Annotated in this window: 28 protein-coding genes; 11 read left to right on the plus strand and 17 right to left on the minus strand. The window is 37.0% G+C overall.

What is annotated here, in order from left to right:
- Nucleotides 1-35: 35 nt before the first annotated feature.
- The 5 genes from KO505_RS09175 to KO505_RS09195 all read right to left on the minus strand — a co-directional run bounded on the left by KO505_RS09175 (nucleotide 36) and on the right by KO505_RS09195 (nucleotide 7454).
- On the minus strand, nucleotides 36-1562 hold the full coding sequence (locus tag KO505_RS09175; protein ID WP_252731728.1) for an exopolyphosphatase: 1527 nt from the start codon (nucleotides 1560-1562) through the stop codon (nucleotides 36-38).
- Nucleotides 1563-1732: 170 nt separating this feature from the next.
- Nucleotides 1733-3445, minus strand: a complete 1713-nt coding sequence (locus KO505_RS09180) for a lysophospholipid acyltransferase family protein (RefSeq protein WP_216055156.1) — start codon at nucleotides 3443-3445, stop codon at nucleotides 1733-1735.
- 123 nt (nucleotides 3446-3568) lie between these two features.
- Nucleotides 3569-5677, minus strand: coding sequence for a polyphosphate kinase 1 (gene ppk1 / locus KO505_RS09185; RefSeq protein WP_216055157.1), 2109 nt, complete (start codon nucleotides 5675-5677; stop codon nucleotides 3569-3571).
- Nucleotides 5678-5856: 179 nt separating this feature from the next.
- Nucleotides 5857-6276, minus strand: a complete 420-nt coding sequence (locus KO505_RS09190; protein ID WP_216055158.1) for a phosphate ABC transporter substrate-binding protein — start codon at nucleotides 6274-6276, stop codon at nucleotides 5857-5859.
- A gap of 11 nt (nucleotides 6277-6287) precedes the next feature.
- Nucleotides 6288-7454: a porin gene (locus KO505_RS09195; RefSeq protein WP_216055159.1), complete on the minus strand. Its 1167-nt coding sequence runs from the start codon at nucleotides 7452-7454 to the stop codon at nucleotides 6288-6290.
- Nucleotides 7455-7707: 253 nt separating this feature from the next.
- Between KO505_RS09195 and nhaA (KO505_RS09200) the strand changes: the two genes are divergently transcribed.
- The 4 genes from nhaA (KO505_RS09200) to KO505_RS09215 all read left to right on the plus strand — a co-directional run bounded on the left by nhaA (KO505_RS09200) (nucleotide 7708) and on the right by KO505_RS09215 (nucleotide 11701).
- On the plus strand, nucleotides 7708-8892 hold the full coding sequence (gene nhaA / locus KO505_RS09200) for a Na+/H+ antiporter NhaA (protein WP_216055160.1): 1185 nt from the start codon (nucleotides 7708-7710) through the stop codon (nucleotides 8890-8892).
- Nucleotides 8893-8970: 78 nt separating this feature from the next.
- Nucleotides 8971-9360: an MmcQ/YjbR family DNA-binding protein gene (locus KO505_RS09205; protein WP_216055161.1), complete on the plus strand. Its 390-nt coding sequence runs from the start codon at nucleotides 8971-8973 to the stop codon at nucleotides 9358-9360.
- A gap of 57 nt (nucleotides 9361-9417) precedes the next feature.
- Nucleotides 9418-10503 (plus strand): AraC family transcriptional regulator, encoded by a 1086-nt coding sequence (locus KO505_RS09210; RefSeq protein WP_216055162.1) that lies wholly within the window; start codon nucleotides 9418-9420, stop codon nucleotides 10501-10503.
- Nucleotides 10504-10594: 91 nt separating this feature from the next.
- Complete coding sequence (locus tag KO505_RS09215) at nucleotides 10595-11701, plus strand: nuclear transport factor 2 family protein (RefSeq protein WP_216055163.1); 1107 nt, start codon at nucleotides 10595-10597, stop codon at nucleotides 11699-11701.
- A gap of 340 nt (nucleotides 11702-12041) precedes the next feature.
- Here the strand turns inward: KO505_RS09215 and KO505_RS09220 are convergent, their stop codons facing one another.
- The 6 genes from KO505_RS09220 to KO505_RS09245 form a co-directional block, all read right to left on the minus strand.
- Nucleotides 12042-13172: an RNA polymerase sigma factor gene (locus tag KO505_RS09220; protein WP_216055164.1), complete on the minus strand. Its 1131-nt coding sequence runs from the start codon at nucleotides 13170-13172 to the stop codon at nucleotides 12042-12044.
- 4 nt (nucleotides 13173-13176) lie between these two features.
- Complete coding sequence (locus KO505_RS09225; protein ID WP_216055165.1) at nucleotides 13177-14088, minus strand: alpha/beta fold hydrolase; 912 nt, start codon at nucleotides 14086-14088, stop codon at nucleotides 13177-13179.
- 141 nt (nucleotides 14089-14229) lie between these two features.
- The gene (map, locus tag KO505_RS09230; RefSeq protein WP_216055166.1) at nucleotides 14230-15009 is read right to left on the minus strand and encodes a type I methionyl aminopeptidase; all 780 of its coding nucleotides are present in this window, start codon (nucleotides 15007-15009) and stop codon (nucleotides 14230-14232) included.
- Nucleotides 15002-15208, minus strand: a complete 207-nt coding sequence (locus KO505_RS09235; protein WP_216055167.1) for a ParD-like family protein — start codon at nucleotides 15206-15208, stop codon at nucleotides 15002-15004. The genes map and KO505_RS09235 overlap by 8 nt, the downstream gene beginning before the upstream one ends.
- A gap of 99 nt (nucleotides 15209-15307) precedes the next feature.
- The gene (locus tag KO505_RS09240; RefSeq protein WP_216055168.1) at nucleotides 15308-16849 is read right to left on the minus strand and encodes a carotenoid oxygenase family protein; all 1542 of its coding nucleotides are present in this window, start codon (nucleotides 16847-16849) and stop codon (nucleotides 15308-15310) included.
- 33 nt (nucleotides 16850-16882) lie between these two features.
- A complete protein-coding gene (locus KO505_RS09245) occupies nucleotides 16883-17311 on the minus strand; it encodes a DUF2141 domain-containing protein (protein WP_216055169.1) in 429 nt (142 codons plus the stop codon).
- Nucleotides 17312-17476: 165 nt separating this feature from the next.
- Between KO505_RS09245 and KO505_RS09250 the strand changes: the two genes are divergently transcribed.
- Nucleotides 17477-18310 (plus strand): LytTR family DNA-binding domain-containing protein, encoded by an 834-nt coding sequence (locus KO505_RS09250; RefSeq protein WP_216055170.1) that lies wholly within the window; start codon nucleotides 17477-17479, stop codon nucleotides 18308-18310.
- A 47-nt stretch (nucleotides 18311-18357) separates the two neighbouring features.
- On the opposite strand, the gene KO505_RS09255 is transcribed toward KO505_RS09250, so the two are convergent.
- Nucleotides 18358-18894 carry a hypothetical protein gene (locus KO505_RS09255; protein WP_216055171.1) on the minus strand — a complete coding sequence of 179 codons (537 nt, stop codon included), beginning with the start codon at nucleotides 18892-18894 and terminating at the stop codon, nucleotides 18358-18360.
- Nucleotides 18895-19088: 194 nt separating this feature from the next.
- On the opposite strand from KO505_RS09255, the gene KO505_RS09260 reads away from it, so the two are divergent.
- Genes KO505_RS09260 through KO505_RS09270 form a run of 3 tightly spaced genes read left to right on the plus strand, consistent with a single transcriptional unit; the run spans nucleotide 19089 to nucleotide 20593 of the window.
- Nucleotides 19089-19364, plus strand: a complete 276-nt coding sequence (locus KO505_RS09260; protein WP_216055172.1) for a DUF6482 family protein — start codon at nucleotides 19089-19091, stop codon at nucleotides 19362-19364.
- 30 nt (nucleotides 19365-19394) lie between these two features.
- Complete coding sequence (locus tag KO505_RS09265) at nucleotides 19395-19985, plus strand: HAD-IA family hydrolase (RefSeq protein ID WP_216055173.1); 591 nt, start codon at nucleotides 19395-19397, stop codon at nucleotides 19983-19985.
- A 26-nt stretch (nucleotides 19986-20011) separates the two neighbouring features.
- Nucleotides 20012-20593: a CIA30 family protein gene (locus tag KO505_RS09270; protein WP_252731729.1), complete on the plus strand. Its 582-nt coding sequence runs from the start codon at nucleotides 20012-20014 to the stop codon at nucleotides 20591-20593.
- Between the two features lie 7 nt (nucleotides 20594-20600).
- On the opposite strand, the gene KO505_RS09275 is transcribed toward KO505_RS09270, so the two are convergent.
- The 5 genes from KO505_RS09275 to nhaA (KO505_RS09295) all read right to left on the minus strand — a co-directional run bounded on the left by KO505_RS09275 (nucleotide 20601) and on the right by nhaA (KO505_RS09295) (nucleotide 24230).
- Nucleotides 20601-21350, minus strand: coding sequence for an SDR family NAD(P)-dependent oxidoreductase (locus KO505_RS09275; RefSeq protein ID WP_216055174.1), 750 nt, complete (start codon nucleotides 21348-21350; stop codon nucleotides 20601-20603).
- On the minus strand, nucleotides 21313-21738 hold the full coding sequence (locus KO505_RS09280; RefSeq protein ID WP_252731730.1) for a thiol-disulfide oxidoreductase DCC family protein: 426 nt from the start codon (nucleotides 21736-21738) through the stop codon (nucleotides 21313-21315). Before KO505_RS09280 ends, KO505_RS09275 begins: the two co-directional genes overlap by 38 nt.
- 64 nt (nucleotides 21739-21802) lie before the next feature.
- Nucleotides 21803-22450, minus strand: coding sequence for a flavin reductase family protein (locus tag KO505_RS09285; RefSeq protein ID WP_216055175.1), 648 nt, complete (start codon nucleotides 22448-22450; stop codon nucleotides 21803-21805).
- A 162-nt stretch (nucleotides 22451-22612) separates the two neighbouring features.
- On the minus strand, nucleotides 22613-23035 hold the full coding sequence (locus tag KO505_RS09290; protein WP_216055176.1) for a Rap1a/Tai family immunity protein: 423 nt from the start codon (nucleotides 23033-23035) through the stop codon (nucleotides 22613-22615).
- On the minus strand, nucleotides 23025-24230 hold the full coding sequence (gene nhaA, locus KO505_RS09295; protein ID WP_252731731.1) for a Na+/H+ antiporter NhaA: 1206 nt from the start codon (nucleotides 24228-24230) through the stop codon (nucleotides 23025-23027). Before nhaA (KO505_RS09295) ends, KO505_RS09290 begins: the two co-directional genes overlap by 11 nt.
- Before the next feature lie 146 nt (nucleotides 24231-24376).
- Here nhaA (KO505_RS09295) and nhaR point away from each other — a divergent pair, with 146 nt between their 5' ends.
- From nhaR to KO505_RS09310, 3 genes are all read left to right on the plus strand, one after another.
- Nucleotides 24377-25282, plus strand: coding sequence for a transcriptional activator NhaR (gene nhaR / locus KO505_RS09300; protein ID WP_216055178.1), 906 nt, complete (start codon nucleotides 24377-24379; stop codon nucleotides 25280-25282).
- A gap of 120 nt (nucleotides 25283-25402) precedes the next feature.
- On the plus strand, nucleotides 25403-25693 hold the full coding sequence (locus tag KO505_RS09305) for a DUF3081 family protein (protein ID WP_216055179.1): 291 nt from the start codon (nucleotides 25403-25405) through the stop codon (nucleotides 25691-25693).
- Nucleotides 25680-25895, plus strand: coding sequence for a TIGR02450 family Trp-rich protein (locus KO505_RS09310; protein ID WP_216055180.1), 216 nt, complete (start codon nucleotides 25680-25682; stop codon nucleotides 25893-25895). Before KO505_RS09305 ends, KO505_RS09310 begins: the two co-directional genes overlap by 14 nt.
- Nucleotides 25896-26026 lie beyond the last annotated feature (131 nt).

The raw sequence follows: 26026 nt of genomic DNA on the forward strand, positions 1-26026 counted from the left end.
GATTTGATAATCATCTAACTATAAAGCAAGCGCGGTTATAAAAACAATAGCTCTATCCCAACCTTAGCCAGTTTCTCTTTTTCTAAAGTTAAGTTTATATCAATAATTGGTCGTTGATTTAACCAGTTTTCTGGAAAGTTGAGTGTGATTTGGTTTTCTATCACTGTGACATCAAAATCAGGTAAAAAGCCCTGCTGACGTTTTATATTAAGCAAAACGCTCAAGCGTAATAAGATGATCAGATATAAGACTTCTTTAGCATTAAATTGGCTAAAAACAGGTATTTCATCCAGTCTAATTCGTTTTCGATGAAACCGAGCTAGGATGGCCAATAATTGTTGTTGTTCCGCATTAAACCCTGGCATGTCTGAATGGGTTAATATGTAATGTGAGTGTTTTTGCACCCCAGATGAGCTGATATGCAAACCCACTTCGTGTAATAACGCGGACCAACCGAGCAGTTGTTTCAGTCCTGCGCTCTTTATTTGCCATGGCTTTTTAACCTGTTTAAATAATCTAAAACAGGTATCTAACACTAAGTTAGCTTGGTTGATATCAATGTCATAACGACTCGCTAAGCTCTGCACAGAACGTTCTTGCACATTAGTATGAGTTAATGAGTCTTCCATTTCATAGATTACACCTTCACGCAGGGCGGCAGAGGCAAAAGACATTTGCTCAATATTAAACTCTTTGAAGATAGCAATTAATATGGCTAACCCCGCCGGAACTAATAATTTTCTGTCTTCGTTTATATCACCAAAATCTAATGTGTTTACATCGGTCGCGGCAATCAAGGTCTCCATCAATTGTTCCAACTGAACTAAGGTGACTAACCCCTCAGTTGACCCTTTGTTCAAAATGGTCACTATGCTTTCAATGGTGCCAGACGTGCCAATGCACTTATCCCAACCTAAGTTAAGATACTTTTGTTCAATTAAGGTCAATTGCTGTTGAGCATATGCAATGGCCTTATCCATCATTTTACGTTTGATTTTGTCGTCTTTAAAAAATAACTGTTTGAAACTAACGCAACCAACATCAATGCTTCTTAATAAAAGGGGATCAAACTGCTCACCAATGGCGAATTCTGTAGAACCTCCCCCAATATCAATGACTAAAGTTTTACCTACTAATGTCTCAGTATGCGCCACACCATTGTAAATCAGGCGCGCTTCTTCTTTGCCTGCGATTATCTCTATAGGATAGGGTAATATTTTTTTAGCGGCTTTAATAAAGTCCAAAGCATTTTTGGCTTTTCTAAGTGTATAAGTAGCGACAATTCTGACAGTTTCAGGTTCAAAACCTGCCAAACTATGTTGGATCACTTCCAAGGCTTCAAGCCCGCGGTGAATCGCATCTTGAGATAAATAGTTATCTTTGGATAAGCCGTCCGCTAAATGCACTTTGATTTTAGTTTTGTGTAAGATCTGTACTGAATTAGAAATTACTCGTGCAACCACTAAATGAAAACTATTAGACCCCATGTCTAATACTGCAATTTTAGTAGAATCTGTGCCTTCAATGCTGTCTAGTGTTTTGGTGATTAAGCTGGCTTGCAAATGTCTATGAACCTCTAAAAATATTAACCATATTGCCAATGATGTTGGCGGGTCTGTATTGGATCAACTGTTAAAACCAGCCGATCTTGCCACTTTGAATAACTTTATCATTGTATGCGATTGTCTGCCGCAACTTCTAGATTACTAAACCGTATTTTTGCATTTACCTGTTATTTATTCCCCTCTAAATAACGTTGCCTTTTGTTCGCTTTAAATTTTGCTATCTCAGTTACAACAAAACCATCGATACAATCGCAGAAATCCGGATCTACGTTAAATGCACTAAACGCGGTACCACCCGGCTCACATAACTCAGAGTATTGTTTATATAATGTTGGGACCACTGCGTTATGTTTTTTAAGTTCGTCTTTTAACCGTTTAAACTCAGTTTCGTAATCATTGCCTGTAAATTGTATGCCATCATTTTCTGTCATTTCAAAAGGGCGATTGGCTGTGACTATATTATTTTTATCGCCAAAATACGTTTGATAAAAACGAACTAAACAGGCCTTGGCATCTTGGTTTAAATCGTTACTCATAGTGACTGCACCTACTAAGTACTTAATCTCTGGATGTTTTCTTAAGTAAGCACCAATACCTTGCCACAAATAATCTAGGCCACGTTTGCCCCAATAATCTGGTTGCACAAAGCTACGACCTAACTCTAAGCCATATTGTTGAACGTCAATAGTTAAGTTAGTTAAATCAAAAAGGGTTTCACTGTAAAGCTTGTTTGTATCTTTGTTTTGTCGCGCTTGCGCAATAGGAACCAAGCGATATGCCCCAACTAATTCATACTGTTCGTTATCCCACAAAACGATATGGTCATAATAATTATCAAACTTATCTAAATCTCTTTTATGACCACTGCCTTCGCCTACTTTCCTAAAGGTAAATTCTCGTAACCGGCCGATTTCACGCATGATGGCAGAATCACTTTTATGCTGGTAACAATAGATGCGTTTACCGTCATTAGTTTGGCCTAACAGCTCACAGTTTTTCAATTCTTTGGTTAAGGTTTTTCTGTCTTCCGGATGTGCCACACTCTCAACTAATGGCTTAAATTCAGTTTGATATTTTTTCTTAGCAAGTGAGTAGACTTGCTTTTTAAATAACTGTTTTAAGTTTTTCCTATCAATCTTTAACTCGTTATAGGTTTTGTACTCAATAGCTTGCCCAATTCGAATCCGTATATCTTGATTGCGCTGTTTGAACATTTCGTCAATCAACCACAAGGTAGACAAAGGTTTGGCTAATAAAGATAACGCATAAAAAAACAGAGAGTTTTTACCATCGATATGAATAGGAACGATTGGGGCTTTTGCTTGTTTGGCAAAGGTTAAAAAGCCATTACGCCACTTACCATCTTTGACGCCTTTAACCCCTAAACGTGAAACTTCGCCTGCTGGGAATATCAGTAAAGCGCCACCTGAGGCTAAGTGTTGCTCAATGGCTTTCATGTTTGATTTCGCCGTATTACCCGCCATATTGTTTACCGGCAATAACAAAGGTCGTAATGGTTTTATTGACCACAAAAGATCATTAGCCACTATCTTTACGTCGGAGCGGATGTCGGTACACATCTTTAATAAAGCAAGGCCATCTAAACTACCAATAGGATGATTGGCTATGGCAACAACAGCACCTGAATATGGCAGGTTAGCTTTTTCTCTATCGTTAATGAGGTAATCAAATTCAAAATAATCTAATACTTTTTCGACAAAATCGATGCCATTTAAATTTGGATAAGCTTTACCAAATTCCGTCATTTCTGACTCATGGAACAGGTATTTTAATAAACGTAATGCAGACGACTTTATTAATGGGTTACTTGAATCTATTTTAGGCAGCTGCTCTGCAACTATGCTTTCAACTGAAATCACACGTCACCAAAGAGGTTTTATAAAAGTAATGTGAGCGTATTAGACTAAGGTGACAAAGATGTTACTAATTCATGTTCAATTTATGACAACCTTATCCCTAATCTCTGCACGGATATCATTTAGTTAACCATCTTGTTTTTCTAAACCTTTAAGGTATTGATAAATTTCTAACTGTGAGCGAAGTTTTTTCTTGTTACCTCTTTTCACATAAACATTAGACTGGTGTTTATCTATCACCCGCGCTTTCATCGTATCTTTAAATTGTAATTCCAAGATGTGGATGATCCGTTGCGCCAATGTTGGGTTTAATATTGGCGTACCAATTTCAATTCTGTCTTGCATATTACGACGCATCCAATCAGCTGAAGAAATATACACTTTGGGTTGTCCATCATTATTGAAAACCATCACTCTACTATGCTCTAAAAAACGGTCAACAATACTGATGATGTGAATATTTTCACTCAGGTTTTTAATTTTTGGCACTAACGAGCACATTCCCCGCACTATACCTCTAATTTTTACTCCGGCTTGGCTAGCTTGATACAGTTTGTCTATGATGTCGCTGTCTATTAAATTATTGACTTTGAACGTAATCTCTCCAGAACGGCCTTGTGCGGCTATGGCTATTTCATTATCCATTAACGCTAAAATACGTTCTTTGGAATTGATTGGAGAGACCATTAAATGTTTAAATTCATATTGACGGTAAGGCAGCTGAATTAATTCAAAGACCTTAATCGCTTCTTTTGTGATGATGGGATCAGCTGTGTATAAACTTAAGTCGGTATAAATTTTAGCCGTGCTTTCGTTAAAGTTACCCGTCCCTATATGTGCATAATGGGTAAGGGTCGACTGTTCCTCTCGGCTGATCACACATAGTTTTGTGTGGATTTTAAAAGAGGAATTACCAAAAATTACTTTTACACCCGCATTAGTCATGGTTTTTGCCCAAGCAATATTCGCTTGCTCGTCAAACCTTGCCCTTAACTCCATGATCACGGTCACCATTTTACCGTTGTCAACAGCATCAATTAATGAACTGACTATGCGTGAGTTTTTAGCAATTCTATACATGGTGATCCTAATATGTTTCACATGAGGGTCAAAGGCTGCTTGGCGAACAAACTCGGTAAAATGCAAAAATCGATGATAAGGATAATGCAACAACACATCTTCCTGAGCTATTGCATCAAAGACGGTATTATATGCCGTAAACTGTTTACTGCTGATGGCTGGGATGGGTTTATTTTCTAAACTTTTTCGGCCTATGTTTGGAAAGTTAATAAAGTCTTTAAAGTTTCGTATATGACCACCAGCAACAAGATTGTCGTATGAAGCATGTTTCAAATGCTTTTTCATACTTTTAACCATGTCTTCAGGCATAGCGCCATCGTAGATAACTCTGACAGGTTCTGCGATTAATCGTTGTTTCATACTGTCTGACATTTTTTCCAGATAACTGTCGTCAATGCCTTCATCGAGAGAGTATTCGGAGTCGCGAGTCATTTTAAATGAATAGGAATCAATGGAGTCAAATTCAACAAACCCTTTGAAGATATTTTCTAAAAACAACTGCAATACATCATCTAATAACAGTATTTGTTTGGTCTTCGTTTCTGAGGGTAATACGATAAAACGAGGCATTTTATCTGACGGTAATTCAATAGTGGCATATTGGGTGGGTTTATCTTGCCTATATAATCCGACATAAAAGTAAGTAGCCGAGTCAATCAAACGGCTAACCAAGTCTACTTTTTTGTCGATTAAAATAGGCGCGATATGACGTAAGACTTTGTTTTCAAAAAAATCTCGGAGCCAGTTTATCTGGGTTAAGGTTAATTCTTCTTTTTCCGTTAGATGTATTTTATTTTTGCGTAAAACATTAAATGCGCGTTTATAAATAGCATCAAACTTCACTGCCATTTGCGCGATTTTTTGGTTTATTTCCGCCATCACTTGTAAGGCTTGTTCTGCTTTATCGAGTTGGCCGTTATTTTTATAAATAATGACTTTACGACGCACGCTGGCAACTCTAACCCGATAAAACTCATCCATATTACTCGAATATATTCCCAAAAAACGTATGCGCTCGATTATCGGGTTTTTAGCATCATCAGCTTCTTGCAATACTCTTTCGTTAAAAGACAACCAACTTAGTTCTTTGGAAAAATAGCTTAACTCTCTTTCAGGTTGAGGCGTTAATGATGAGGCGTCGATAGATACAGTCATGAAGTTTTAATATCGCTAGAAATACTTGCCATTGATTATATGTAACTAATATTTCAATTTTGTGAAACGACAAAAGTGAAAGAGTTAACTTATTTCAACTATAAAAAAATCCGATATCATTACTGATATCGGATTTCTATTTAACTAAAGCAAGCAATTAAGGTTATTCACCTACTCACTTAAAACTTAGCGATTACTTTTACGTCACCAGTTACAGATGCAGCATCTACATAACCGATTAGATTTGGGTTTGTCGATACTAAACTGATAACTTCTGCATCATTAGATACGGCTTTTGGCGGCGTACCCTTTCCAGTAAATACCAATTTTGACCAGTATGCTTTTAATTGGCTACCTGATTTTTTTAACACTTTACTGTTAAATTCATCGGTTGCACTATTTGACTCTTCTTGGTTAATTGGTACCGCTTGATCTCCAGAGCTAAAGCTTTTTGATTTTCCTAAGAAAATTCGTGATAAAGCAGAACTATCGATGTCTGACGCATTAGAAGGGTGAACCACAACGGCAATCTCAGCTTGTGCTGCAACAGATGCTAGACCAAGAATGGCTATGCATAATTTGGTTTTTAATAGTTTCATTTATTTACCCCTTAAAATACTAGATTCACGCCAACTGACAACAAGTTACTCTCACCAACGCCTTTCACATCGTACGATGTATAATCAACTTTAAGCGCGGCTGCTGGGTGGAAGTTATAACGTACCCCAACAGTGAAGGCATCACGCTCTTCTTCTTGACTCGCTAATAGAGCTTGGTAAGTAGCTTGAGGATAAACAGTTAAGTCAGCTGAAAGTGGTAATGCAGCTGGAAGTTGACTGCTGTAATTATCATCATTTTTATCTTCTCTGTGCTCAGTAATTGCATACACAGTATAAGTATCAAAACGATAACCTACAGATACATAATATTGTTCTTGAGTTGCGACAATACTGTCTTCAACTTCTACCGTTGTAAACTCAGCATCAACTAAAAAGTTATTATAATCAACGCTAAAACCTAAGCCAAAAAATGACCCATTGTCTTCACTAACCACTAAACTATCAGCAGCTTCAGGAAATACTGCGCCAACAAGAGAAATACCTTTATTTAATATTTGGTCCGGATCAGGGTTATTATCAAAACTGATAGAGGTTTCTGCCACCATATAAACAGCACGAGCAGTTAGCCAGTCATAACTTACAGTCCAGTTCACACCCATCATGTTATTTAATTCAGCAGGATCTTCATTTGATAGTAAGTTAACACTACCGTCGTAACTACCGTAGATTGCTTGAATACTAGAATCCCAATCACCTAAAGTATGGTTGTTGACGATACTAACACCATCAAATGTTGAGAATACTAGGTTATATACCGTTTGTGGTGGGCGAGCCCAATTATACGCATAACCCACATCTAAAAAGTCAGAATAGCGGTAAAATGGAATACGAAGTTTACCGGCATTAATTTGGGTGCTATCACTTATCTCATAAGATAAATATGCCCATTCAAACTCGGTAGAGTAATCATTTTCGCCACGAGACATGATTTGTGCCGTTGCAGATAGGCCTTCACCAAGATCAGAGGATACTTGTAATGCAAAGAGGCTTTCAGGTTTAAAAGAAAGGTTGTCAGAATAACCAAAAAGAGAGGTGTCTTTATCAGTCATAACTCCCGCTACGATTGAAGCAAACCCATTGATTCTTGTTTCTGCCAACGCAGATGTTGAAGCTGCACCAAGGGCAACTATTATTGCGGCTGCGAGTGTCTTTTTCATTAATTACTACCCATTAATTAGTTTTATTAACATTTAATTTGAAAGTTGTTGTGTCACCTAATAAAGGTAAACCAATTGTACAAATTCTGCCAATATATAGCTATTATTGTTGAGATATATCAATATTATAGGGGTAAATCGATGCAATTTGAGCGCAAACGCCCTTTTGGGATTAACCCATAATCGTTCATTAGTTCTATATTGAGAGTTTCCTTGTTATCCTGCTGCCACTACTAACTGTGAAGGACATACAATGTCTAAAAATTTCAAACAAATGATCCAGCATGATGCCGCGGGCGGCATTATACTTGTCTGCGCTGCGTTGCTCGCATTAATCTTTGCTAACTCGCCACTGGATGGGTTTTATAATGGCATGTTAAATCTGCCTGTGGCCGTTAAATTTGGATCATTCGAAATAGCTAAACCACTATTGTTATGGATTAATGATGGCTTAATGGCCATTTTCTTTTTTATGGTTGGTTTGGAAATAAAACGAGAGATTTTACAAGGCCACCTCAATTCAGTTGCCCAAATTACATTACCTGCAATTGCTGCGGTTGCGGGTATTGCTGTCCCTGCTCTAATTTATGTTTGGTTTAACCAAGACGATGCTGTAGCGGTAACAGGCTGGGCAATTCCATCGGCTACTGATATTGCCTTTGCGCTAGGGGTATTCAGCCTATTTGGCCGTTCGTTACCAATTACGTTAAAACTGTTTCTACTGTCTGTGGCTATTTTTGATGATATTGGCGCCATCGTCATTATTGCCTTGTTCTACTCAGCAGACTTATCCACTACTTCACTCGTTGTCGCAGCTGTTGGTTTGTTAGTTTTATTTGGCTTAAATCGTTACAAAATCCGTGCTCAAGGTGCCTATATTTTAGTTGGCATGATAGTTTGGGCTGCCGTACTTAAATCTGGTGTGCATGCAACATTAGCAGGCTTCGCGGTCGCTATGTTTATTCCAATTAATGTTAAAAATGAAGATGGTCACCCTATGTTGCACCATATGGAACACAGCCTCCATAATTGGGTCGCCTTTTTTATATTGCCTGTCTTTGCTTTTGCCAATGCGGGTGTTCAATTGATTGGCACATCTGCCGACGACATTTTTAACCCAGTGGTGATGGGGATTGTGGCTGGTTTATTTATTGGTAAACAAGTGGGGATATTTGGCGCATGCTGGATAGCAGTAAAAGCGGGTGTAGCTAAGTTGCCAGAAGGGACCAATTGGACTCAGTTATACGGGGTTACCTTGTTATGTGGCATCGGCTTTACTATGAGTTTATTCATTGGCTCATTAGCCTTTGAACATCAAGGGTTTGAACATTTAAATAGTGTCAAAGTAGGGGTATTATCCGGTTCAATTTTATCGGCTATTGCTGGTGCATTCTTTATATCACGCAGCCGGAAAGCCGCTGAATCAGCAGTCAAATAACAATTTTAAGCGCAGCTATCATGCTGCGCTTATTTTTAACTCAGAATTAAACAACACTTAAGTAGTCAGGAATTGTTCATGGATATTCAAACTTCTGTTCAGCAATATTTAAAAACTAAACCCGCTACTTTAGTTGATTTTCCTTTTGACAATGTAACGGAAGTTTACAAAGTAAAAGGTAAAATGTTTGCTTTGTTGGGTTCAGGTAAAGATCATCTTAAAGCCCCTGATAATTCAACGCCATATTTCTTAAACTTAAAATGTGATCCAGACGAAGCCCTGATGTTACGTGACATATTCCCAGCCATTATTGCGGGTTATCATATGAACAAAAAACATTGGAACACGGTAATTTTAGATGGTTCTATTCCGCAAGGAGAGATAGAACGCATGATAGATAATTCGTTTGATTTAGTAGTGAGTAAAATGACCAAGAAAGATCAAGCCTCTATTTTGCTACATTTATAATTTTATGTCCTATTAATCGTGAGATTAAAAATGAAGCGAAAATTAAATAAGTGATATTTGATCATTGCTCTGTCAGAATATGGTATCAGGTTTATAAATTTAATATATATGCTACCAATTAGTACTCAACTTATCTTAATTTTAAGCGCATTAGGCTCTATAAACGGGTTTATCGTTGCTTTGTATTTATGGGTTCAACCGTCTAAAAACTTGAGCAATCGCTTCTTAGCGGCAATGCTGATAATGATCAGTATTCGTACATTAAAATCGGTTCTTTATCATTTTAATCCTGACATTATTATCATTATTTTACAGATTGGTTTATCGGCCTGTTTTTTAATTGGCCCTCTGCTTTATTTCTTTTGTTTGAGTCACCTCAAACTGATTACACATCAGAAAGTTCGGTGGTCATACCACCTCATCGCATTAGTCAGCGTTATCACAATCATAGGTATAATTTTTCCGTACCAACAGCATTTAGAGTTATGGAGAAATCTGCTTTATACGCTGATAAATTATGTATGGTTGATGTATATAGTTTTATCATTCATTGTCATTAGCCCAAAAATTAAGAGTATTACAAAACAAGCTAAGCTTACACAAGATGACATTTGGTTGCTCAGTGTTTTTATTGGTAATGCCATTATCTGGTTAGCCTATTTCACTTCCTCATATACTTCTTATATTGCTGGTGCACTGTCTTTTTCATTCATTCTTTTCATCGCTTGTTTATTAGTGTTATTTAAATTTAAGGACAAGGTTATAAAAATAAAATACGCTGATAAAGAAATCACAACAGAAGAAGCAGACTTGTTAATAGACCGTCTTCATCTGTTAATGAAAAATGAAGAGCTGTATAAAAACTCATTAATTAGCATGCCACAAGTGGCTAAGCGGTTAGGAATTTCAACACCTAAGTTCTCTCAATTGTTAAATGATAACTTGAATAAGTCTTTCTCTTTATACATCAATGAACTTCGTATTGAGGCAGCAAAATCAATACTTGTCTCTAATAGTAATCAAACGATTGAAACTATCGCTGAACTATGCGGCTTTAATTCTCAATCTACTTTTTATAGTGTTTTCAAAAAGCAAACCAAACTAACCCCTGCAAAATATAAAGAACAAACTCTAAATTTATAAATCCGTAGTGTAAAATTATAACCTGCGACTGTAAGTCAACAGTCACAGTATTAATGTAATCATTGTTTTTAATAATCAACTTGGAAAAACAATGAAATTTATAATACTGCTTTGGCTATTAACTTTATTTAGCACCCAGACGTCAGCCAACTCTGATAATGAAGACATAAGACGTACCTTAAATAACTATATTCAAGGTACGTCTTATAGCTACCCCGATAAAATTACAGAAGCTTTTTATACAGACGCTAATTTATTATTAGAAAATAAAGAAAAGGAAATTTGGCGAGTTCCCGCCAAAGAGTATGTCAATTGGTTCAAAAAAAATAATATTGGTGAATATACCGGACGCATTGGAGAGATATTAAATATTGGTGTATCTGGATTCATTGCCACTGCAAAAGTGGAAATCATCTTACCGACTGAACAACGACGTTTTATTGATTTATTTTTGCTAAAAAAAATCAAAGACGACTGGAAAATAATCAGCAAAACTGCCACTAATGAGCATTCAATTCAACATGGTAAACGGATTTTATTTATTGTTTCTAATGTCCATTTTCATGGCACCTCATCACTACCCGTCGGCGCTAGCTTTTCTGAAATAGTAAATGCTTACCATGAGTTTAAAATTGCTGGTTTTACAGTGGATTTTATTAGTCCTGAAGGTGGCGCTATTCCATTGTCTTATATAAATACATCGAATGACTTACAGAAAAAATATCTATATGACGCTGATTTTATGCATGCGATAGCAAACACTAAAAAACCTTCAGATGTCACAGCTAATAACTATAAAGCTGTCCATTATATTGGAGGAAGTAGTGCTATGTATGGAGTTGCAAATAGCCAGCCTATTCAAAATTTGGTCATGGACATCTATGAAAATCATAACGGTATTATTTCCTCTGTATGTCACGGTACAGCTGGGATTGCCTTTTTAACATTACGCTCTGGCGAGTTCCTTGTATCAGGTAAACGCATTAGTGGTTACCCTGATGAATATGAAAACCCTAAAAAAGAATACTATAAACAATTTCCATTTAAAATCACGGAAACAATAGAAAAGCATGGTGGTGACTTTAACTACGCCCCAAGAAACACACCATACATAGAAGTTGATGGGCGAGTGGTCACTGGTCAGAACTATCTATCTTCAGCACTTGTAGCTAAAAAAATAATACAACTAATTAACTAACCCCGTGAGTGAGTATACAATGCAATCGTTGTTACTAATAAGTATTGACGGTTGCATGAATCACATACGTTAAAAATAAATCGTGTAATAAAACAAAGCGCTACTAATACGTTAACTACGTCCTGTGGTTGGTTCATTGGCGAATTGGATTCAAATTTATACAAAGGTTCTGCAATTATTCTAAGCATAGTTTATGTTCAATGGCAGATAAAAAACGGCAAACCTAGAGAAGTAAACCTAAATAACTTATGGAGTAAAAAGCCACTATTAAACTGATATTGATTAAACCAAGATTGTTGCTTTAGTCAATCTTGGTTTAATACTTAAGCTAAGCTGATACTTATAATACTAATTGACCACTGTTGATTAGTCCGACTATTAATCCAGCAAATCCACTTCCAACGCCAATAATTAATCCCCAATGACCACAAGCTTGTTCAATCTTTTTACGCCTACTCTCTTTGTCGCTTAAACGACGATTATTATAAAGGCTATTGATAATATGAACGCTAGTTCGTTTATTAAAATAATAAAGTCCGATAGCAAACACAATATAGGTTCCAATGATTAGGTATGTTGTACCAAACTCATACGCGCCGACTAGTGCTAGTCCGGAAAGTATTACCCACACAATGGTCTGATTTCGATGTTTGATCAGCTTTTGTTTATCCTTTTCCTCCGTCATGCGCTTTAACGCAGGCTTGGTACCCAAATACGTGGCTAGAGCCCCTAAGGTCGCGCCTAACATAGCGCCACTTAGCAGCATGGAAAACTTACCCAATAAGCTGGTCTGTTTGGTCGCGATAACATGACTTGCAGCCGTTGCTGCTGCAGCCTTGCCAGAATGACCAAGTGATGCCATTACTAAAGCGGTAAATGTCGCACTTGGCGCAGTAGAAAATATCACTTTACCAAAGGAGCTCAACAATTCATCTTTTAACAAACGACGGGCTCTGGTTAGTTTTTGCCTTACGTTTTCAGGACTTATCTCTAACAATGTGGCAACGTGTTGTGTCGATTGCTCTTCACGATAATAAAGTAAAACCACATCTCGACTATCATCCGGTAATTTTTCTAAAAATGAATTTAGAATACTGTTCTTTTCTTTTAATAATACTTGTTCTTCATGAGTCAAATCATGATTGCAAAGTTGCAACAACAACTGCTCAGATTCAGCATCAGATAAGGTCGTAGTTGATTTATTTGCCCTGAGTGCATTAAATGCCGTATTACGTGTTGCTTGTCTTATCCAAGGCAAAAAGCTGCTGTTATTTTTTAATGAATTAATATTTTTCCACGTTGATATAAACACCTGTTGAGTTATATCTTCACTTTGATGGAAGTCTTTTACTATCGCCAAAGCGATACTGCTAACCATATTCTGGGTACTTTTTATTAAGCGTTCAAAGGCGGCGATATCCCCTTGTTTCGCAAACTCCACATCATTTTGTAAATTAGAAGTTAATTCCATCTCATTACCCTTCTAAAAAATCATTGATCTGCTTAAGTAACCAAGTCGGATTGTCTAACATAATAAAATGCCTATCTTTAGTATTCATGATTAACTGCGCCTTGGTTATGCTGTCGAGTTGCTGTTTATACAATACTTCAACTTGTTGCTGTTGAGAAGTTTGAGTAAATGCCCCAGAAGCACCAATTAACAGTACTGGGCTTTTAATGTTTTCCACTTGTGAACGTAAATCGTTACTCATTAAATAATAAATACTTTCACCGACGGTTTTAGGATCAGACGCTAGAGCCATCTGAATGATTTTTTGTTGTGCGGCTTGCGACTTAGCTTGTATAAAAATACCTTGTTGGGTTTGAGCCGCCACTTGCTGAGATGTCATATTTTGGTACATATTCCGAATATATTGAGCTTGAGAGGCCATAGATTGCACCGTACTGTCATTCGTTCTGGTAAATACTGGTGCAATAAATGGTAAACCATCAACTGATATTAATTTTCCAATAAGATCAGGCGTTGATGACGCCAATAAAAACCCCATAAACCCACCTAAACTATGGCCAATTACGCTTGGGTTTTTTAGCTTATTTAGCGTTATGTAATTAACAAGTTGTTCTTTAACTTGTTCCAATGAAAAGTTGTGCACAGGTGGCGTGCCTGCAAAACCAGCAATAGAGATGCTATGAACTTGGTGTTTATCTGAAAGTTCATTAGCGATGTGTTGCCACACAGATCCATCCGACATCAAGCCGGGTATCAATATAATTGGGGAGCCTTGCCCAATAACCGTAACATCAAATATGTTACTTTTAGATTGGCTTACCTTAGCAGCCGTATTAAAACTAGCAAATACTATCGCCAGAAATAATAATCCAACATGATACATTTTGTTGTTTTTTGTTAACTGAATATTTCTCATAAAATGTCCTATGACCTTAGTAATAATGTTCAAGAATTTGTTCTTTCAATTACTAAGTAACCTGTCATAAGAAATGTGTGACAAACTTTTATAACAAAAATTAATAAAATCACATTTATCAAAGCTGGCAAAGAAACCGTGTTAGTTTATTGGGCTTTCTTCATGGCGCAGTGTTAATACTTCAAACCCCGTTTGGGTCACCAAAATTGTATGTTCCCACTGAGCAGAAAGCTTTTTGTCTTTTGTGACTACTGTCCAACCATCTTTCTTGGTTTTAATTTTGTGAGTGCCTTGGTTGATCATAGGTTCAATGGTGAATGTCATACCGGCTTCTAGAACTAATCCCGTATTTGGTCTGCCGTAATGCAATACTTGAGGAGCCTCGTGCATTTCACGGCCGATGCCATGGCCACAATATTCTCTTACAACACTGTAACCGGCCTGCTCTGCATGTTTTTGAATTGCATAACCAACATCTCCTAACCTTGCTCCTGGCTTCACCACATTAATGCCTTTCCACATGGCATCATAAGTAGTTTTGACTAAACGTTTAGCGTCGACACTGGTATTGCTAAAGGTATACATTTTGCTGGAGTCGCTAATAAATCCGTCTTTTTCTAAGGTGATATCAAGATTGATAATATCTTTAGCATTGATCTTGACTGTCTCACTAGGAACACCGTGGCAAACCACGTCATTAATGGATGAGTTTAACGAGAATTTGTAATCATATTGGCCTTTGCTGGCAGGGCGAGCATTTAATTCATTACGAATATAATCTTCAACTTTGGTATCTATTTCCAATGTCGTCATGCCTTCACAAATAAAGTCATCTAACATTTTAAATACTTGTGCCAACAGTCGGCCAGATTCACGCATTAATGTAATTTCTTGCTCTGTTTTTAAAATGGCTTTACTCATGAAACGCCTCGGCAATACTCTGATCGGCTTTTAACAACTCAGCTTTCATTATTTCCGTAAAAGTCAGTGTTGGATTCAACTCTGCTAATCGCCCGACTTTTATCCAAAACTCAGCTTGTGAATTAATTGATCTGGACATGACATTGCTAGAACGTCTAATTTCTTCATGCAATGTTTCTGATATTTTTACTATTCCCACTTGATTTTATACACTTTATATACGTAACGTATACAAAGTGTATATTTAACACCTTAAATGAGTCAATCAGTTTGTTATCAATAGCAGTATAAAAATCACCTAAGCAGCTTTAAAAGTACCATGAAAACCCAGTGGTAAATGATGCGACAACCAGGCCCTGGCTATTGGCCCATCAGAAATATTTTCCACATTAAATATATTCAAACATGTGCGCTTACTTGGCACATGCAGCGCGGAACCAATTAAATACCCCGTGCCTTCTTTTTGTTTTGGACAAACGGTAATATGTTCTTCTACCAAAAATTCTTCGCCAAACTCATAACTATCTAGTTTACCGCTATTAACATTAAACCCACATACAGTGTTGCTCCAGAAGCTATTTTGTTTTGATGACAAATGGTAAAGGTATTCATTTTTCAATCCGACACGATGATCACACACTTCAGGAAATTCACTATTTGTATCTAAGATCATCTGTGATGATTTGCCATTAGGGCTTAACGTATAAAATGCCGCCTTTGCATTAGGCACTGAATGGTTAATTTCACCTTTCATCATATTTGATAAATTGTGGAGACTATCGGCATTTGGATAAAGACTAGCGTCAAATCGTATTGTTCCGTCTGTTTCTTCCCAAGCGTTACCGTAATGAAAGGCAAAGCCTGCTTCTAATTCGTATTCTTTTTTTAGCGTTAAGCTGGCTTTATCAATAACCAATACTCTCTGAGCTTGTTCCTTATCAAAGCTAATTCGTGAAAAGCCACCTTGTCTGTTGTTTGCAAAAGAACGCTTTGTTGATAAGGAAGGTAAAATGATCAGTAAGTGTTTCTCTGTCATGAGAAAGTCATGCAGCATACCACCTCTGTATTTGGCATTAACTAACGCCACATTTTTTGCGCGGCCGTTGGGTGCCAAATGATATAAAACAACATGCCCTGATGAATTAAGGCCAAAGTTCCAAATATCACCATTTGCTTCTACTTTAGGATGCGCAGAGAAAGGTAAACCTTGTAACGTTTTTTTGTATTTATCATGTTCACCTAGTATCACTTGCTCTTTATATTCAAGGCTTTTAGCGTCGACTTTGGTTGCCGAACCCGCTTCCCATAATGCCCATAAGTCATCTCCCACAGCGATAACATTCGTGTTAGCTGTATTAATTACATCAGCATTAGTCACGGATAACGCATCTGGAATGACAGTTTCAGGGCCAGAATATAGGAACTTTTTGTTTTTCTGCTCTTTTTGGAATTTAGGCGTGTTAATGAATTTACCTTTATGGACAATTTTTCCTTGTGCAATAGTAAAACTCTGCAACATGCCATCTCCCTCAAATAGGTGTTGATAACGGTGTTCACCACGTTCAAGTTTGCCTGGTCCATTTCGATAAAAAGTACCTTGAATATCAAGAGGAATTTTTCCTTCAATCGACAAAACCTCAGGTGCAAAATCATCGTCAACATTGGTAAAACCTATTAGTTCTGGAGATTGACTCAATGCATCATTAAATAACGCTTTGTAATTCAACACTTGAGGCGTTCTTGCCGTTTCAGTTGAGGCAAAAACTTTTAGCGGTGAATTTACAATAACCGCTCCAGCGCCCAAAGAAGCACATCCTTTTAGAAAATGTCGACGTTGCATAACTATCTCCTTATTCATTTGTTGATGTACTAATTAATAGATAACCGAAGCTGAATTGGTTACTTTGTCGTCACGGCTTTGAACAACAAACTTAGCTGCACTATAATTAACTGGCCCAAAGTCCGGCTTAGCATTATTAGAAAAACCATAACCTTCAACCGGAGCACCAAATAAGTTTGTCTCTAATTTGCCATTACTATTTTCATCGTGGAAAAAACGTATTATGTACTCACCTTCGTCTAACTCATTAAAGTTAACGGTAACGCTTCCGGTTTTAGCTTTAACAATGAGTGCCGACTCTGCATTGCCGCTTTCATAATTATCTTTGCCTTGAAATAGCTGAATTAGTATTTTTCCTGCGTCACTTTTAATACCGTTAATTTCAAACGACACCTCTGACGCTTGAGTAAAGGTTGAAGTTAGCGCGACTATAACCATTAATATTCTTGTTAATTTTTTCATCTTTGTTACCTTTTATTTTTGTTGTTTGCCACTATACCAACCGCCCAACTTGAGCAATTGCGTCTTGTTGGAATTACGATAAAATGCAAAACGTTAAATAAAAAGAAGCATTACGCGAACGGTAAAAAACTATTCGTAAAAAGCACAAATTTGGAAGTATTCCCATTGACGAATCGTGAAATGAACCATAAATATCAACACCTTGAGCCATATTTCACCAAAGCTAAACTTAAGAGTGCTTTGATCATTCTTTTGGTTATCAGTGTCATTATTGGTTTTTTAACACCTTTTGGAATGAATGTTTTGCCATTGCATTATTCAATACTTTATTGGCTAGTCACATGTTCTGTTGGTTACATGATTTATGTCCCATGCATTTTTTACGGCAACGTGTTTTTAAAAAAATTTATTCCAATGCAGTGGTTCCGTATTATTTTTTCTGGACTTGTCGCGAGTGTAATTATCAGTTTAGTTGTTCCCTTATTAAACGAGCTGTTTTTTAAACACAGCGCAAGTTACAGCACTCAATTTTGGAGCGTATTACCTAAAGCCATTGTCATAGGCGCTATTTTTAACTTCATTGGTTTAATGGAAAATTATTTAAAATGGTTGAAACAAGAGTTAACAAAACACCAAAAAATTAATACTGAATTTCAACAACAATCAGAACAGGGCAAAAATATTGCTCTGGAACAGTTTATGGCTTTGTTACCAATTGAAAAGCGCGGGGATTTGTATTGTTTAGAAATGGCGGACCATTACATTAAGGTTTACACAAGCAAAGGCCATCATTTATTACTTATGCGTTTTAAAGATGCATTAACACAGCTTGCTGAATTTGACGGTTTACAAACACATCGTTCTTGGTGGGTTTCGAAATCAGCGGTTAATGCATTAAAAAAAGAAGGGAGAAAAGTATCTTTACTGTTAGCTAATGAACTTGAAGTGCCTGTGTCTAGAACTTACTTAAATGACGTAAAGTCAGCGGGCATTCATTAACATTAATATATAATTAAATACCCACCGCTGAACTCATAATGATGTTCTTATTCTTCATCATTCAGAGCCGATAAGGTTTTTCTTAATCTATTTAATGCACTAACTGAAAAACCTTCGTCATAAAAATACACAACAACCCCCTCTTTATTTAACAAGGCGACTCTGGCGTTGTTGCCATTTTCATTACCTGTGAATTTTTGTACTTTCTCACCATCTGCATAAACAGTTGCCACGCCTTTCCATAACTCTTTAGGTATACCTTTACGCATCCCGTTATCGATAACGGTGCTGAACATTCTTGGGAACATGCCTTGAATAGTTGGCAATTCGTACACGTCCACCAACGTATTAGTCATGTCTAAACCAATTAACCAACGGTCAATATCAAACTGCGAATTTTGTTTATAACCAATTAATAGCAATACTGGATTTTGATTTAAGTCCTGTGGAATGTTTAACGTTTTTTTCTCTAAGGTTTCACCACTAATCGCTGGAAAGGTTTGACCTTCAACCATTTGGTTAGGGAATGATGTGCTGCATGCAGATAACAGGGCGGACATAATCAATAAAATAACAATACGCATATAAATACCATTTGGGGTTATGAATTATTAAGTTATACGTTACATCAAGATATTAAGTTCACTATGGGTCAAAACAATATTTTTATTTAATGTGAACACCGTGTTTTTATTATCATTGAGGACATAGTGATCTGTACTCATGAAAATACCGTAATAAGATTAGACACCAACAACCTTGTTACTGGAGTTCGACCATGCATAACACGTTAACCAATCAAACTAAATTAACCCCGACTATTATTTGTGTCGCAGAATCTACCCATTACTTAGTGGGGGCTGTTGATGATTCAAATAATTTAGTTAGCTTAAACCAGCAAAATAAAATAACGATTACGTCATCGTTAATTGAAGCAAAAAACTATTTAAGAAACCATAATATCTTTAACGCCACTCTTGAGTACCAAACGGCCTACGATGAAATGTGTGGCTTAAGTCCTTCAGCTCCTTGTCGTCAAATGATCAGTTTTTAATACATAACTTGATAGTTATAAGGAAAAATAGTGTTAACTAATAAATTATCTGCTGTTATTTTTGATTTAGACGACACCTTAGTCTCATCATCTTTGGACTTTACAAAAATAAAAAAGTCTCTGGGTTGTCCACTAGAAGTCGATTTATTAGATTTTGTAAACGCGAAACCAAAAGCACAAAGAGATGTCATTGAGCCCCAGCTAATCGGCTATGAAATTAGTGAAGCAATGGACTCAGTGAAACTTGATGGTGCTGATGATTTATTAGCATTATTACATCAGTTAAAACTGCCGATGGCTATTGTCACTCGTAATTGCCGTGAAGCTGCCTTAATAAAAATTGAAAACAATAACTTAAATATTCCTATTGTAATTTCACGCGAAGAACACAAAGCAAAACCTGCACCTGACGCCTTATTATTTTTGGCTGACCAATGGCAAATAAAGCCTGAGAATATCCTATACGTTGGTGATTATTTATATGACATACAGGCTGCAATCATTGCCAATACGATGTCTTGTTTGGTCACCCATGGAAAATCTCTAGATTATGCTGATTTGGCGACCTTAGTCGTAAATGAACTAACCGACTTATGCCAAACCATTGAAAATACAATGTGATTTAACTGTGTTATTAAGGCGACAAAATGAAACTATTATTCGCTATTGTAATTGCAGTAGTTATCTATGCGAACCATACAAAGAGTAACCCAAAAATGATCAACACAGCTGACACCCCTAATTCACATTCTATTGATTTTAGCCAAGCTGAAGAAATCAAACATTGGCGTATAACGGATGATGAGGTAATGGGTGGACGGTCACAAGGAAAGATACATTTTGAAAATGGCTATGGCATATTCTCTGGTTACATTTCGTTAGAAAATAATGGCGGATTCAGTTCAACATTTCGCCCTATTGATCCGTTATCAAGTCACCTCAAAACGGTTGCTATTAACGTAATGGGTGATGGACTGATTTATCAACTTAGAATGATCACTATGGTAGATGGATACCGTTTGTCCTATAAACACAATTTCGCCACGACTTATGGTCAACGCCAAACTATTCGATTTTTATTGAAGGATTTTCAAGCCTCGTTTCGTGGTCGAATGATAGCCAACGCACCTCTGTTAGCTTCTGAAGATATTATTGAAATTGGTTTGTTAATTAATAATAAAAAACCTGAAACCTTTTCGTTATCGCTGTTCAATATGCAATTCAACTAACCTTTGGTCACCAATTAATAGATTCCCCCTGCCAATCTAAATAACTAGCGACCCCATCAACCTCTTGTTTATCTAGAATTGATAATAATTGAGTAGCAACAAACTCTGGCCTAAATAACTTATTTTGAGGCACGTTTGCTTGGAACGGTTTGGATAAAGGACTGTCTGTCGTACCTGGATGAAAGAGTATTAATTTTATGTTTTTTGCTCGCCGAGCTAATTCTATTGATGCGGTTTTCACCATCATATTGAGTGCAGCTTTTGATGCTCGATAACTATACCAACCGCCTAAACGGTTATCACTAATGCTTCCGACCCGTGCACTTAACAACACCATTTTACACTTTACTTCGCCGGTTAAAATAGGTGTTAATTTTTGCAACCATAACATTGGTGTTAACACATTCGCTGACATCACTTGATGAAATGCTCCAGCATCAAAATCTTCTAATCGTTTTTCCGGTTTAACCGTTTTATTGTGCAATAACCCATTACAGATAAAAACTCGGGTGATTGGCAGTTGACTGTTTGAATTAATTTTATCTATCGAATGCTCAATGGATGATTCGCTGTAGTCCTCAACGCTGATTAATTTTATCCGTTGCAGTTGCTCAGGTGTTCTTTCATGCTGCCACTGCTCATCAAAATGGCGGCTGAGTAATAACAAGCCACAATTTTGTTGTTTCAGTATTTCACAAGCCAATGCTTTCGCTATTTCGCTATTTGCGCCTACGATCAGTGTTTGTTGAGTTATCATAACAAGTCCCCGAGTGACAGCTTATGGCCTTTAAACCAAAAAGCTTAGTTAGAACGGATGAAATAGGTTGTCGATATTTAGCAAAAAATAAATACACATAATGACTGAGCGTTTTTATCACCGGCCAATTTAACGGTGCGACCCAAAAGCCTTTACCTACTAATGTCCAAGCTCTGTGTGTTACTTCTAAACCACACAGGATTTTGCCTTGGTACTTACCATGCAATATTTTCATGGCGGCATCATAATCAATCTCAGGAAACCTTTGATTAAAATTAGGCTGATGTATGTCGACTAATTCTATTAGGTTATTTTTATCGTCACGAGCCAAATGATTCATCTCGGCAACACATAAAGGACACTGGCCATCATAAAATATTGTTAACATTATATTTCCGTTAATTTTAAGTGAGACATTCGAGCGCATGAAGTCGCTATGGTTGATGTTTAGCTTATAAGCCATTTAATGGAATATCCTTTGGATGACTATCTGTTTTAGCATAACTGACACGGGACAATCTTTTAGTTGCGTGGTAACTGTCTAAACCAGAAAGTGCAACGGTATCTAACGATTCAATATCAATATATCCATCGGTTTTGATTGCACTAGACTCACAAATCACATCGGTTATTTCACCTATAACTAATTGGGTGCCATTAAGCGGAATAGGTATGATATCTTTGAGCAACAAAGCGTATTTAAGGCGACTTTCCTTTACAAACGGCGCGCGGGTACACTGATGTAATTCAGGCGTTAACCCGACCTGTTCAAATTCACTTTCTTGCTCTAAATAACGTGCTGAGGTTTGATGCGCCTCACGCCAAAACGATCCGCTAATTTGGTTGATTGTATACGTTTTGGTCTGTTGGATATTATCAAGAGTATGTCGAGCTACACTGTCTGGTCTGATAATAAATCCGACCAATGCAGGTGATGCACCTAAATGAAATACAGAACTAAAAATAGCAAGATTATGCAGGCCCGCAAGATTAGATGTACCAATCAGATTTGCGCTTTTAAACCCCGATAAACTATTGACCAGTTGTACACGGTAACGCTGATCCATTTTTATTAAATCATCTTTATTGTAATGCTGCATCACATGTCACTTCTACCTATTAACTTAGTATTAATACGCAGAAACATTGTATAACGATCACAACCGAACATTCGGTTCGTTTATCATCTAAAAATATGCTGATGATTCCCGTAAAAAATCAGACATTCCCTTGTCTGCAAAGGTTGGGTTCGGTTATTTAATTCAGCATGGGTACTGATTGACCAAGGACTGATGAACGACAAGTCTAAAATCAATGATGTCTAAATTGTTGAGTTCTATAGACTTAGCAACGGTTGATGCCACTTGTTGTCGTTGTAGCTTTTTAGGAATACAAAAAGGGCGCTCAAAATCGCTATTCACTATTTCCCCGGACATGGTTCGTGTTCGATAAACCCGTTTAATAAAACTACTTTTATCGTCATTGGTATTTTCATGGTATTGCATTGAGGCATCGATAAAGCCGTCTATATACAACTTGCATGCGTTGACAAACTTGCCACCATCATTTTTTTGATACTCAGTACAAGACTCAATGATTTCTGATTTAAAATCTGCCGTTGCAACAAAGGATGTTAACGACAAACCAACAACGACGAATAACTGTTTAACGGTTTTAATTTTCATTTTTATCACCTGCTATTTTTAGTTTATTTGACGAGCGTTTAATCAGTAAAGCGCCCAACACCCCTGACATTATTGAGCCTACTAACACGCCCACTTTTACTTGTGTTTGATACGCTAACCCTTGCTCTTCAAATGCTAATGAACCAATAAATAAACTCATGGTAAAACCAACACCACAGAGTAAACACACACCGTATAACTGCGACCAAGTTGCATCTTTAGGTAACGTACAAAGCTTTAACTTAATGGCTGCATAACATGCTGCAAAGATCCCTAATTGTTTACCAATGAACAATCCTCCAATAATACCCATCGACACTGGGGTAAATAATTGAGAAACAGACGTACCAATTAACTCCACTCCTGCATTAGAAAAAGCAAAGACTGGTAATACAAAAAAAGCTATCCAAGGGTGAAGACTGTGTTCAATTTGATAAGACATGGATTCAGATTTGTCTTTAGCTATTGGTATAAAAAGTGCCACAGCAAAACCGGCTAAGGTTGCATGAACACCGGACTTTAAAACTGCAGCCCAGACAATGATGGAAACCAGAATAAAAGGTGTTTTGTTGGATAGCTCTAATCGATTAAATAACAACAGTGCGAGTAAACCTACGCTAGCAATCAACAAAGAGTTAGGGGCTAAATCTGAGGAGTAAAATAGGGCGATAATGATCACTGCACCTATGTCATCAATAATGGCCACTGACAATAAAAATATTTTCAAACTAGGTGGTAAATATTTACCAAAAATAATGAATAAACCTAGCGCGAAAGCGATATCGGTAGCGGACGGAATCGCCCACCCATTCATGGCTATCGCATCTTGATAATTTAACGCCACATAAATCAATGCAGGAAAAATAATGCCTGCTGCTGCTGCCAAGAATGGCAAGATGACTTGCTCTTTTGACGCGAGTTGTCCGTACAATAGTTCACGCTTAATTTCTAACCCGACAACAAAAAAGAATATGGCCATCAGCCCATCATTTATCCATAGTACTAAAGGTTTACTGATCTCAAATGAGCCCAAAACAATGCTAACTGGAAACTCTAAGAATGAATTATAAGCGGGACTGAAAGGGCTGTTTGCTAACACAAGGGCGAACAAAGAAGCTAACACAAGAATGATGCCGGAGCTGGCATCGGTTTGAATGAAATTTTTCCACTTTATAATAAGTGCGTTTTCTGACATATACATACCTCAATGATTGACAGCCAAGTTATAACTGAGGTGTATGGATATATACAGTCGGTTATAACTGATTAATCATCAAGTAAAAACTGATAACTATTTTGAATAATGCAATGCATAATTGATCAAATATTATTAGGAGATTTATGCGCTTAAACTATCATCACTTACATTATTTTTATGCCATTGCGACCCACGGCAGCATTGCTAAGGCATCTTTGGCTTTGCACATTACCCCTCAAACCTTAAGCGCACAGCTTAAAAAACTAGAGGACCAGTTAGGGTATGCGTTATTTGAACGTTCGGGTAATAAAATGCAACTCAATCCTATGGGTAACGTGACTTTTAGTTACGCAAAAGAAATATTTGGTCTTGGTGATGAGTTACTCCATTCGTTGCAGAATCACTCCGAACAATTTGCCTTTAAGTTTTCTATTGGGGTAACCGATGTTATAGCGAAAGTCTTCTCGTTTAATTTTTTAAAACAGATATACACGATGGATGACTCAATAAAATTAATCTGCAAAGAAACCAGTTTAGATACCTTATTGAGTGAGTTGGCAATTAATAAACTGGATGCCATTTTAAGTGATACGTCTTTACCTGCTCATTCTGCCGTTAAAGCGTTTAATCACTTTGTTGGCAAAAGTGGCATGAGCTTTTTTGCCCACAAAAATAAAGCTGAGGCATTAGCGCTGAACTTTCCACAATCTCTTAACGGACAACCGTTTTTTCTTGCTGGAGAAGGCACAAATCAAAGGATCAATGTATTGTCTTGGTTTGAGCAAATTGACGTCCAACCACAAATCTTAGGTGAATTCGATGACTCAGTATTAGCCAATTATTTTTGCCAAGCTGATTATGGTATTTGTTGCGCGCCAACTATTATTGAGGAGCATGTTGTAAATCAATTTGATTTAGCGCTGATTGGTCGAACGGATCAAATAATGGAACACTATTACCTCATATCTCCAGAAAGGAAGGTAAAACACCCGGCAGTTCAACATTTACTGAGTGAATCACGCAAACTATTCCAAACCCCTTTGAGTTAAGTAGCTCGGGACGATTTATTGCATTAAAGAATGAACTTTATCGCTTAATTGAACGTAATACCTATCTTGGTTAGTTTAACATGGTACCTTGATAACAAGGTTCTCAACATTAGGTGACATATGACTTACGCAAATTATCTAGAATTATTTAATCATGTCCTCACTCACGGGGAAAAAGTGGCAGACAAAACCACGTTTAACAAACTAACCGCTTGGCACGATATTGATGGGTATACCTGTTACCTTGGTTTTGAAGACGTCACCCTAACCTTGTTATTCCATAGTCGATTCACATTCGACTACCAAAACAAAACCAACTTATCCACATTCCAAGCTGAGATTGAACAGACTTTTGCGTTAATTCAACAGCAACGTTTGCATAACAAAAGGGAAAAAGATGAACAAAGTTAGTCCCAAAACGCTGTTAAACAGTAAGTGGACCAAGTGTGAGATTAGTAACAAAGAAAAACACTTTATCATCGTTGATGTAGAGTTTAACGATGAGCAATTACTAACAAAGTGTGTCATTGAGGCGGTATTTAATAACAACCAATATGAGATTGATTGGAAAACATTAAAAGATCCTAATTTGTGGAAAATTGGTTGGCAATAAATGCATCAGGTATTGCTAATTTCTAACTCGATAAATCATTAATTTTATTCAGTATTATCATTTATTAAAAATAGTAAATAAAATTTGAATTTACCTAATTTACCCCCACTTAACTGTGATCAACATTGGGG

Source organism: Psychrosphaera sp. F3M07, from assembly GCF_018860345.1.
GTDB classification, from domain to species: domain Bacteria; phylum Pseudomonadota; class Gammaproteobacteria; order Enterobacterales; family Alteromonadaceae; genus Psychrosphaera; species Psychrosphaera aquimarina.

What these genes read in the sequence shown, in the direction of transcription:
- ppk1 (WP_216055157.1), bottom strand. Translation starts at nt 5,677, where the DNA reads ATGACTGTATCTATCGACGCCTCATCATTAACGCCTCAACCTGAAAGA.
- KO505_RS09190 (WP_216055158.1), bottom strand. Translation starts at nt 6,276, where the DNA reads ATGAAACTATTAAAAACCAAATTATGCATAGCCATTCTTGGTCTAGCA.
- KO505_RS09195 (WP_216055159.1), bottom strand. Translation starts at nt 7,454, where the DNA reads ATGAAAAAGACACTCGCAGCCGCAATAATAGTTGCCCTTGGTGCAGCT.
- nhaA (WP_216055160.1), top strand. Translation starts at nt 7,708, where the DNA reads ATGTCTAAAAATTTCAAACAAATGATCCAGCATGATGCCGCGGGCGGC.
- KO505_RS09205 (WP_216055161.1), top strand. Translation starts at nt 8,971, where the DNA reads ATGGATATTCAAACTTCTGTTCAGCAATATTTAAAAACTAAACCCGCT.
- KO505_RS09215 (WP_216055163.1), top strand. Translation starts at nt 10,595, where the DNA reads ATGAAATTTATAATACTGCTTTGGCTATTAACTTTATTTAGCACCCAG.
- KO505_RS09220 (WP_216055164.1), bottom strand. Translation starts at nt 13,172, where the DNA reads ATGGAATTAACTTCTAATTTACAAAATGATGTGGAGTTTGCGAAACAA.
- KO505_RS09225 (WP_216055165.1), bottom strand. Translation starts at nt 14,088, where the DNA reads ATGAGAAATATTCAGTTAACAAAAAACAACAAAATGTATCATGTTGGA.
- map (WP_216055166.1), bottom strand. Translation starts at nt 15,009, where the DNA reads ATGAGTAAAGCCATTTTAAAAACAGAGCAAGAAATTACATTAATGCGT.
- KO505_RS09240 (WP_216055168.1), bottom strand. Translation starts at nt 16,849, where the DNA reads ATGCAACGTCGACATTTTCTAAAAGGATGTGCTTCTTTGGGCGCTGGA.
- KO505_RS09245 (WP_216055169.1), bottom strand. Translation starts at nt 17,311, where the DNA reads ATGAAAAAATTAACAAGAATATTAATGGTTATAGTCGCGCTAACTTCA.
- KO505_RS09255 (WP_216055171.1), bottom strand. Translation starts at nt 18,894, where the DNA reads ATGCGTATTGTTATTTTATTGATTATGTCCGCCCTGTTATCTGCATGC.
- KO505_RS09260 (WP_216055172.1), top strand. Translation starts at nt 19,089, where the DNA reads ATGCATAACACGTTAACCAATCAAACTAAATTAACCCCGACTATTATT.
- KO505_RS09270 (WP_252731729.1), top strand. Translation starts at nt 20,012, where the DNA reads ATGAAACTATTATTCGCTATTGTAATTGCAGTAGTTATCTATGCGAAC.
- KO505_RS09275 (WP_216055174.1), bottom strand. Translation starts at nt 21,350, where the DNA reads ATGATAACTCAACAAACACTGATCGTAGGCGCAAATAGCGAAATAGCG.
- KO505_RS09280 (WP_252731730.1), bottom strand. Translation starts at nt 21,738, where the DNA reads ATGTTAACAATATTTTATGATGGCCAGTGTCCTTTATGTGTTGCCGAG.
- KO505_RS09285 (WP_216055175.1), bottom strand. Translation starts at nt 22,450, where the DNA reads ATGCAGCATTACAATAAAGATGATTTAATAAAAATGGATCAGCGTTAC.
- KO505_RS09290 (WP_216055176.1), bottom strand. Translation starts at nt 23,035, where the DNA reads ATGAAAATTAAAACCGTTAAACAGTTATTCGTCGTTGTTGGTTTGTCG.
- nhaA (WP_252731731.1), bottom strand. Translation starts at nt 24,230, where the DNA reads ATGTCAGAAAACGCACTTATTATAAAGTGGAAAAATTTCATTCAAACC.
- nhaR (WP_216055178.1), top strand. Translation starts at nt 24,377, where the DNA reads ATGCGCTTAAACTATCATCACTTACATTATTTTTATGCCATTGCGACC.
- KO505_RS09305 (WP_216055179.1), top strand. Translation starts at nt 25,403, where the DNA reads ATGACTTACGCAAATTATCTAGAATTATTTAATCATGTCCTCACTCAC.
- KO505_RS09310 (WP_216055180.1), top strand. Translation starts at nt 25,680, where the DNA reads ATGAACAAAGTTAGTCCCAAAACGCTGTTAAACAGTAAGTGGACCAAG.